9 protein-coding genes are annotated in these 8,349 nt (G+C 50.6%); 5 read left to right on the forward strand and 4 right to left on the reverse strand.

From position 1 onward, the window contains the following. Window positions 1-695, forward strand: a 695-nt coding sequence (locus D6694_02495; GenBank protein RMH47164.1) for a bifunctional (p)ppGpp synthetase/guanosine-3',5'-bis(diphosphate) 3'-pyrophosphohydrolase, incomplete at its 5' end; no start/stop codon positions are given. Window positions 696-697: 2 nt separating this feature from the next. Beyond that, window positions 698-1,519 carry a nucleoside triphosphate pyrophosphohydrolase gene (locus tag D6694_02500; protein ID RMH47165.1) on the forward strand — a complete coding sequence of 274 codons (822 nt, stop codon included), beginning with the start codon at window positions 698-700 and terminating at the stop codon, window positions 1,517-1,519. Here D6694_02500 and D6694_02505 read toward each other — a convergent pair. After that, window positions 1,459-2,340 (reverse strand): U32 family peptidase, encoded by an 882-nt coding sequence (locus tag D6694_02505; GenBank protein ID RMH47166.1) that lies wholly within the window; start codon window positions 2,338-2,340, stop codon window positions 1,459-1,461. The genes D6694_02500 and D6694_02505 overlap by 61 nt on opposite strands. Further along, window positions 2,340-3,341: a U32 family peptidase gene (locus D6694_02510; GenBank protein ID RMH47167.1), complete on the reverse strand. Its 1,002-nt coding sequence runs from the start codon at window positions 3,339-3,341 to the stop codon at window positions 2,340-2,342. Before D6694_02510 ends, D6694_02505 begins: the two co-directional genes overlap by 1 nt. A gap of 200 nt (window positions 3,342-3,541) precedes the next feature. Here D6694_02510 and D6694_02515 point away from each other — a divergent pair, with 200 nt between their 5' ends. The 3 genes from D6694_02515 to D6694_02525 are packed head-to-tail and all read left to right on the forward strand — an operon-like array spanning window position 3,542 to window position 6,440. Then, window positions 3,542-5,563: a ribonucleoside triphosphate reductase gene (locus D6694_02515; GenBank protein ID RMH47172.1), complete on the forward strand. Its 2,022-nt coding sequence runs from the start codon at window positions 3,542-3,544 to the stop codon at window positions 5,561-5,563. Then, the gene (locus tag D6694_02520; GenBank protein ID RMH47168.1) at window positions 5,560-5,724 is read left to right on the forward strand and encodes a hypothetical protein; all 165 of its coding nucleotides are present in this window, start codon (window positions 5,560-5,562) and stop codon (window positions 5,722-5,724) included. Before D6694_02515 ends, D6694_02520 begins: the two co-directional genes overlap by 4 nt. Next, on the forward strand, window positions 5,706-6,440 hold the full coding sequence (locus D6694_02525) for an anaerobic ribonucleoside-triphosphate reductase activating protein (protein RMH47169.1): 735 nt from the start codon (window positions 5,706-5,708) through the stop codon (window positions 6,438-6,440). The genes D6694_02520 and D6694_02525 overlap by 19 nt, the downstream gene beginning before the upstream one ends. Here the strand turns inward: D6694_02525 and D6694_02530 are convergent. Next, window positions 6,434-7,108, reverse strand: coding sequence for a Crp/Fnr family transcriptional regulator (locus D6694_02530; GenBank protein ID RMH47170.1), 675 nt, complete (start codon window positions 7,106-7,108; stop codon window positions 6,434-6,436). The genes D6694_02525 and D6694_02530 overlap by 7 nt on opposite strands. Before the next feature lie 96 nt (window positions 7,109-7,204). Beyond that, window positions 7,205-8,323: a hypothetical protein gene (locus tag D6694_02535; GenBank protein ID RMH47171.1), complete on the reverse strand. Its 1,119-nt coding sequence runs from the start codon at window positions 8,321-8,323 to the stop codon at window positions 7,205-7,207. Window positions 8,324-8,349 lie beyond the last annotated feature (26 nt).

Below are 8,349 nucleotides of genomic sequence, written 5' to 3' on the forward strand. Positions count from 1 at the left end.
ACATTGCTCGTGGGCGTGAAATGCTGGAGCGGGCAATGACAAACCGAGGGTTGTCTGGCGTTTCCTTGCAGGGAGTGGCAGAAAAACTCAACCTCAAGCATGTCGATGACCTGTATGCCGCCATTGGCATTGGCGATCTTGGTGTTGAACAGGTCACCAATACCATGCTGAGGATGTTCCCTGAATTGGCGCCGAAGCATGAAGAAACACTGCGTCTATCGAGCAGAACAAGTCAAGCGGCCAGTGCGCAGAGCGCGGTCATTGTTGAGGGGCTTGGCAATGTGCTGACGCACATCGCTGGCTGCTGCCACCCTGTGCCAGGCGAGCCCATAGTTGGCTACATCACGCAGGGACGAGGGGTGACTGTGCATGCCAGTCAATGTCCGCACATACGCAGGGCGCGTCAACAAAATCCTAATCGACTCATCGGTGTGCAATGGCAAAGCGGTGCTGGCGGGCGTTTCGTGGTGAATTTGTTACTGGAAGTTGTCGACCGAACCGGTATCTTGCGTGATTTAACACATTTGCTGGCTCAGGCCAAAATCCCCATCGTTGCTATGAACAGCCAGATTTCCAGAAAGCATGAACATGCCCTTATAGAGCTTCAAATTGAGGTTCTGGATCAGCAACAACTTGATGACGTCATGGCTCGAATTCAAGGAATGCGTGATGTCTTGTCGGTACGACGAGGTTAGTGATGGCCGATCTTGATGCATTGAGTCAGGCGATTAGGACCCTGTATGAAATTGTCGAACGACTGCGTGGGCCCAACGGATGCCCGTGGGATCGTCGGCAGGAAATGTCAGATCTACTGAGTTATACGAAAGAAGAGGTGGCAGAGCTTTCGGAAGCCGTAGAAACGGGCAAGCCAGAGGCCATTCGTGACGAATTGGCCGATCTCTTGTTTCATTGCTTGTTTTACGCGAAGATTGCGGAGTCAAAGGGATATTTTGACCTCACTGACGTGGCCAATCATGCGGTTGAAAAGCTGCGCCGTCGGCACCCGCATGTATTTTCTTTTGACTGTGAGCGTGGCTTAGATGACGAAACATTAAATCGTCAATGGCAGGCAATTAAGCGAAAGGAAATGGGAGGGGCTTCCCCATGGATTCGGTGGCAGCCACAATTGTCTGCCTTATGGGGGGCTTGGAAACTCCAGCAGATGGCGGCAAGTTGGGGATTTGATTGGCCGGAAGCATCGTTGGTGTTCGATAAACTGCATGAAGAAATTGGCGAGCTTAAAGAGACGATTGCGGACAACGACAAGCCTGCGACGTTGCATGAGCTGGGTGACGTGCTGTTTTCGGTCGTCAATTTGGCACGGCATTTGGACGTCGATCCAGAGCGCGCACTCGCATTGGCGAATCGGAGATTTTTTGAGCGCGTGCGCACCATGTGTGAGCGTATTGTCGCTGACGGTAAAACGCCTGATAAATTGTCAGTAGAAGAGCTGGATGTCTATTGGGAAATGGCTAAACGTTCTTCCGCATCACACATGCCGGGCAGTGAGAACCAATAACCCGTGGCTTTTGGCCAAGGAAGTGACCACGTCACTTGCCGCTTTTCTTGAATGGCGGAATAGAGTGCCTGAATCCGGTCGCCGTCATCGTCGTCGGTTGGAATGTATCGGAATTCATCGACGCCATGTGCTTTCATCTCTTGCCAGTAGCGAGCAAGGTCAATACATTGCGCTGACAACGTTTGAATACCATTGAGACGAAATATCGGTTGCTGTTCTTGCGAGGTCAAGACTAGGCCCTGTTCATGTTGCTGACAGCGAAGTTCGCAGGCATCTTTGCCAACATTGGCAGCACGGGCTGTAAAGCAACGCGCCGAGTAGGCCAGTGGCGCAAAACCAAAACCAATGACCTGTAGCGGAGTTTCAGGATCATGTTGAAACCGTTGCAGGTGATGTTTACCAAGTTCCACTGGCAACGTCCAGCCTACGAGCCCCAAACGCTTCAATTCGTGAAGCATGCCGTTATTGTAGATGTTGATGCTCGGTCCGGCGTAAAAAGGCCTATCGTGTGTCACGGCAATGTCTACTGCCGTCCAGTCGTTGGCTTCAATGGGCAAACCGGTTTCGACGATTTGTCGTATCTGGCCGACCTCTGCACGCGATTCGACCAGCGCGAGTGTCGAGAGGACAACTTCCTTACCCTTATCGGCCAGCTTCTCGGCAATGGCCAGCCAATCGTTAAGCCGCATTTCTCGCCGCTTGCTACAGACCGTTTCACCTAAAAAAACACGATCGACAGGCCAATCTGCCACACGATCGTAGTAGGACAAGACCTTGTGCTTTGGCCAGAAAAAAGGAATGGGGGCCAATACAATTTTCATTACTGCCAGCTCCGATGATAAGCGCCTAATGTGGTCATTCGACCTTCTGACAATCGCATTAAGTTTTGTTGCCAGTTTTCCTGAACTTTGAAGTCGTCAGGGTGCTCAAGCAAACTATCGATTGCTTGCCGCCAGATACGGGTGACCTCCTTGACGTACGCAGGGCTTCGTTGACGACCTTCAATCTTAATCGCACGGACATTTGCATGGTAAAGCTCAGGGAGCAAGGAGATCGTATTTAGGCTTGTGGGTTCTTCAAGCGCATGATAGCGATTGCCTTGCACCTCGAAACGACCTTTGCAAAGCGTCGGGTAAGCCGCCTCTTCGCCGGGCGCATAATTATCGATCAGCACACGGTTGAGGCGAGTGGAAAGTGCGCCATCGTTTGTTTCTTCCCATTGGACATATTTTGCAGGTGAACAAACACCATAGGTATTGGGGCTTTCGCCGGTGAGCCAGGAGGATAGATGACAACGCCCTTCGGCCATGATGCACAGGCTGCCAAAACCAAAAACTTCGATTTCGGCGTTCGCCAGCTGCGCTGTTGCTTTGACTTGCTTTAGGCTGAGCACACGGGGTAAAACAGCCCGCTGAATGCCGTACTCGCGTACAAATAGATTGATCGCTTCTGGTGTGGTGGCAGACCCTTGGACGGATAGGTGCAGACGTGCGTCTGGATATTTTTCGCGCGCATAGGCCAAAAGCCCCGGATCCGCCATAATCAAAGCGTCAGTGCCTAGGGCGATGGCTTGATCGATGGTGTCATGCCAGGTGTGTTCGCGTCCAGCTTCAGCGTAGGTGTTAATAGCAAAAAATACTTTTCGGTGCGTCCGGTGTGCTGTGGCCACCGCTTGTTCCAGCTGCTTGTGATTAAAATTTAATCCGGTAAACGCCCGCGCGTTGGTGTTGTTCCTGAAACCGACATAAACGGCATCGGCTCCAGCAGATAACGCTGCCTGTAAGGCTGGCAGACTGCCAGCGGGACAGACCAGTTCTAGCATAAGTGTGTTTGGATCCGGTGCTTGGTCATGGCGCCAACCTTATCTGTTCTCACCAAATTGACAAAGGGTTAACGTTGTTCAGTCATAAGCAACCCTGATCTCGATCAATATTACCCACCTGAACGGCCAAAGAGATATTTACAATATATTGTGCTACTGCTTCCATGGGAGCACATCATATTGATCTTCCGGGAGCATTTATGGACACGCGTACTATAGGGTGGGTGATCAAGCGGAACGGCACACATGTGCCTTTTGATATCAACAAAATTGCAAATGCCATTGCGCGTGCCGGGCATGCCACAGGCGAATTTGACCGGTCGTGCGCAGATCGTTTGGCATCACAAGTGCAGGAAAGACTTCAGGCCTCAAGCGTTGAGCGACCCACTGTAGAGTGGATTCAGGACCGCGTCGAAGAAACGCTGATTGATGCTGGGTTTTTGACCACAGCGCGTGCCTACATCGCTTATCGGGCGCAGCACAAAGCGTTACGTGCCGACTGTCGCACGGTCGTTGATGTTGAGAAGTCCATTAATGAGTATTTGACCCGTGCCGACTGGCGTGTCACTGCCAATGCCAATCAAGGTTTTTCGCTCGGTGGGCTCATTTTGAACTCATCTGGAAAAATTATTGCCAATTATTGGTTGTCGCATGTGTATCCACCGGAAATTGGGTTGGCACATCGCGAAGCAGATATTCATATTCACGACTTGGACATGCTTTCCGGTTATTGCGCTGGATGGTCGTTGCGACAATTCCTTATGGAAGGGTTAAATGGCGTCCCAGACAAGGTGGAAGCGGCACCGCCGAAGCATTTGTCTTCGGCCATTGGCCAGATGGTCAATTTTCTCGGCACACTGCAGAATGAGTGGGCAGGCGCGCAGGCATTTTCGTCGTTCGACACTTATCTAGCGCCTTTTGTTCGCAAGGACAATTTGAGCTATGAGGCGGTGCGACAGCAGATTCAGGAGTTTATTTACAATCTTAACGTTCCCTCCCGTTGGGGCACCCAAACACCTTTTACGAATGTCACGTTCGACTGGGTCTGTCCCGACGACTTGCGCGATCAGGTCCCTGTCATTGCAGGCGAAGAGATACCTTTTACTTACGGCGAGTTACAGCCAGAAATGGACATGATTAATCGCGCCTATATTGAGGTGATGAGTCAAGGGGATGCCAAAGGGCGCGTATTTACCTTTCCAATTCCAACCTACAACATCACCAAGGATTTTCCTTGGGAATCCGATAATGCGCGTCGGCTTTTCGAGATGACTGCCAAATATGGGCTGCCGTATTTTCAGAACTTCGTGAATTCGGATCTGGAACCGCATATGGTGCGTTCCATGTGCTGTCGTTTGCAACTGGACCTTCGAGAATTGTTAAAGCGTGGTAACGGGTTGTTCGGTTCGGCCGAGCAGACTGGTTCTATCGGTGTTGTGACGCTCAACTGTGCTCGACTGGGCTACTTGTTTAAAGACGACTTTGATGGCCTATTAAGACGCGTGGATGCACTTTTGGAATTGGCGCGTGAGTCGCTTGAGATAAAGCGTAAGGTCATTCAGCGTTGGATGGACCGTGGTCTGTATCCGTTCACTAAGCGCTATCTGGGCACGCTTGGTAATCATTTTTCGACCATCGGCGTGAATGGTGTGAATGAAATGATTCGTAACTTCAGTCGTGAGCAATACGATATTACCGATCCGGAGGGTCAACAACTGGCCATTCGATTGTTGGAGCATATCCGACGCAGGATGGTCGAGTTCCAAGAACGAACAGGCAACCTATATAACCTAGAAGCAACGCCTGCTGAGGGCACGACGTACCGTTTCGCTAAGGAAGATCTGGCACGCTTCCCAGATATCATTCATGCTGGCACCAAGGATAAACCTTATTACACTAACTCGACTCAATTGCCGGTGGGATATACGGATGACCCGTTCGTGGCGCTAAAAATGCAAGAGCCTTTGCAACGCCTGTATACCGGCGGCACTGTGCTGCACCTCTACATGCATGAAAAAATTTCTGACTGGCGCGCGTGCATGAAATTGGTGCGACGGGCACTTGAGCAATTTCGGTTGCCATATATCACCGTGACACCGACATTTTCCGTGTGCCCCAAACACGGCTATTTGTCTGGCGAGCACGAGTTCTGCCCGAAGTGTGACGCAGAATTGCTCGCAAAATTAGCAAAACAACGAACCATAGAGGAGGTGAGCCAATGAAAGACAAATCAATGTTGCCAGAACATTTGCGCACTCGCTGCGAAATTTGGACGCGCGTGATGGGATATCATCGACCGGTGTCCCAGTTTAACATTGGCAAGAAGGGTGAATATGAGGAACGCAGATTTTTCCGGGAAGACAAATGTCAATTGATGCAGTAGTGCGAAAACCGGTGTCAGCGACATGCCTTCGTGTCGCTGGCTTTACGCCATTTACGACGATAGATTTTCCGAAACGGCTGGCGGCGGTGGTATTTTTGTCGGGGTGCCCGTGGCGTTGTCAGTATTGTCATAATCCCGAATTGATCAAAAAAGGGACAACAGACGGCTTGCTATGGGCAGATGTACTCGCCTACCTGCATGAACGACAAGGATGGTTGGATGGCGTTGTTTTTAGTGGCGGCGAGCCCACGCTGAATCCGCATTTGCCGAAAATGATGACCGATGTGCGAGCTTTGGGATTTGCCGTTGGACTGCATACCGGCGGCATGTTTCCCGAACGGCTGAAAACTTGTCTAGCGCAAGTCGACTGGATTGGGTTGGACATCAAGGCCCTGCCACAAAACTATCATCGGGTCGTCGGGCGAAAACGGTTTTTGGATGGCGTATGGCGAAGCTTGGAATTGTTGGTCAAGGCCAAGGTCGATTTTGAATGCCGGACGACTGTCATTTGGTCTTTGATGAGTACATCGGAACTACTAGCGCTGGCGGAATTACTAGCGGCGAAAGGCGTCGCTCGTTACGCCATTCAGATGGGGCGATTGAACCATTGTTTGGACGAAAAGTTGCAAGGGAGCATGAATCCATTGCCTGAGACCTGGCCGGAGATCGAAGCGCGATTGCGCACACTGTTCCCAAAGCTTGAGATACGCTACTGATACAAAGTGAGCCCCTCAACGTCTAGCAGCGTGATCGAACGGGCGTGCACCTCAATGTATCCTTCGTCTCTCAGTTTTCCGAGAATCCGTGAGAAGGTTTCCGGCTGGATGGCCAGATGCGCGGCGACCAATCGTTTGCTTGCCGGAAGTTGGACGACGGTTTGACCGTTGGATTCGGTTTTGTTGGTCAAAAAATAACGAATGACTCGGTAGGTGGCGTTTTGTAAGGTGAGAGTTTCAATTTCATTCAAACGTTTATGCAGCCGCATGCTCAGATCGGCAAGCAGTCGAAAGCATGTCTTTGGGTTTGTGCTCAATAAGCGTCGGTAAATTTCATTGTTGACGCAAAGCACTTCGCTTGGCTTGATCGCTTGCGCATTGACCGGAAATCTGGGTTGTTCCATGAACATAATGGCTTCTGCGAAGCTTGCGCCAGGCTGAATAATTTCGACCACTTTTTCATTACCTTCTTGCGATACCCGATACAATTTGATGGCCCCCGAAACCAGGAGAAAAAAACGTTCGGCGGGATCGCCTTGATGGAACAGGTGCTCACCGTTCGCCACGGCGTGCGGATGAATGGCTCGTAACAGCGTTTCTTTTTGTGATTCGTCAAACGCGGAGATCAACGGATGATGATTTAGGAAGTTTTGGTAATGTTCCAGCATAACTGTCGTCTTGCGTACGATTTGACATTAGCTCAACATAAAAAAGGGCCGCTGACAAGCAGCGGCCAATACCATGGAGAGGCACTCACATACAAATCAGAATTTGGCTGTCCATTGCACCCAGAATTTGTCCGTATCCGTTGAGAACGTATCCGCACTGTAACTGGCAAACTTAAACAGCAACGTTTGATTTTTGGCAATCGGGCGGCTGATGGCCAGATCCCATTCGGTACCGTAATCATCGCTTCCCGTATCGGCTGAGAAAGTGTGATAGGTGAGCACTACTTTATTGCCAAGTAACTGACTGCCCACTCCGACATAAATATCGTTTAGTCCGGTACCCGGCACGGTAAGAAACTTATCGGCCCAGCCGTTAAAGGCATGATTTGTTCCCAGTGGCGTCTGGAATGCGGTGCCGTTATCTGTTGTGTGGACCTCATTGCCGATGGTGAGGCTAAAACCATCTAGGTGGAATTTGCCTTCTAGGAGATAATAATCTGTGTCGGCGGAAGGGCTCGTATCCGTCGATTGAGTAGCATACTCAATGGTGTAGTCGAATCCTTTGGCGAAGGCTTCAGTGTTGCCGGTTAGCCGAACCCCGTAAGTGTCAGAAATGTTCTCCAAAAGGTAGGCATAACCTGTGACGGCAATGTTCTTGAGGCCTTCGTATTTCACATTGAGGATATTGTGCTGTCCGTCGGTTAAATCTTTGCCAAGGATGTTGTTGACGTTGTATAGACTGGCAAAGATAACCGTGGTGTCCGGCAGTGACTTGTTGACCAAAACAACACCGTCATATGTTTGTTCATTTTGACGCCAGCCAACGCCACCAACAAACCGTTGGTTGTCCAGAAGTATCCTTTGCCGGCCGTAGCGGATTTCAGTATTTTTAAAGCCTTTGTATGAAATGTAGGCTTGATTCACTTCCGTATAAAGCGGATCGGCAATCACGGGATAAGCGGTTTTACCGTTGAGTTTGTCGTTGTAGTCCGTTTCCCAAACTTCCGCCAGATGATCAAACTCGGTCAACACGGAAAAGCCTTTCCAGTCGCCGCTCTTGAAGGTCAAGCGGAGCCGTGCTGTCGAGGCTTCTGCGGAATCATTGAAACCATCCTGATCGACGTACTCGTAGCGATAGCGCAACGACAGGTCGGTTTGGCTGGCTCGTAGTGCTTCACCAAGCGAGTCATGATTTGCGGCATACGAAGCGCCCATTGTGGCCAACAGGACAGCAGCGGAAA

Source organism: Gammaproteobacteria bacterium, assembly GCA_003696665.1.
In the GTDB taxonomy this organism is placed as follows: Bacteria; Pseudomonadota; Gammaproteobacteria; order Enterobacterales.

Bases quoted from the DNA above. Each gene is read 5' to 3' on its own strand.
- D6694_02500 (RMH47165.1), top strand. From the start codon at position 698: ATGGCCGATCTTGATGCATTGAGTCAGGCGATTAGGACCCTGTATGAA.
- D6694_02505 (RMH47166.1), bottom strand. From the start codon at position 2,340: ATGAAAATTGTATTGGCCCCCATTCCTTTTTTCTGGCCAAAGCACAAG.
- D6694_02510 (RMH47167.1), bottom strand. From the start codon at position 3,341: ATGCTAGAACTGGTCTGTCCCGCTGGCAGTCTGCCAGCCTTACAGGCA.
- D6694_02515 (RMH47172.1), top strand. From the start codon at position 3,542: ATGGACACGCGTACTATAGGGTGGGTGATCAAGCGGAACGGCACACAT.
- D6694_02520 (RMH47168.1), top strand. From the start codon at position 5,560: ATGAAAGACAAATCAATGTTGCCAGAACATTTGCGCACTCGCTGCGAA.
- D6694_02525 (RMH47169.1), top strand. From the start codon at position 5,706: ATGTCAATTGATGCAGTAGTGCGAAAACCGGTGTCAGCGACATGCCTT.
- D6694_02530 (RMH47170.1), bottom strand. From the start codon at position 7,108: ATGCTGGAACATTACCAAAACTTCCTAAATCATCATCCGTTGATCTCC.
- D6694_02535 (RMH47171.1), bottom strand. From the start codon at position 8,323: ATGGGCGCTTCGTATGCCGCAAATCATGACTCGCTTGGTGAAGCACTA.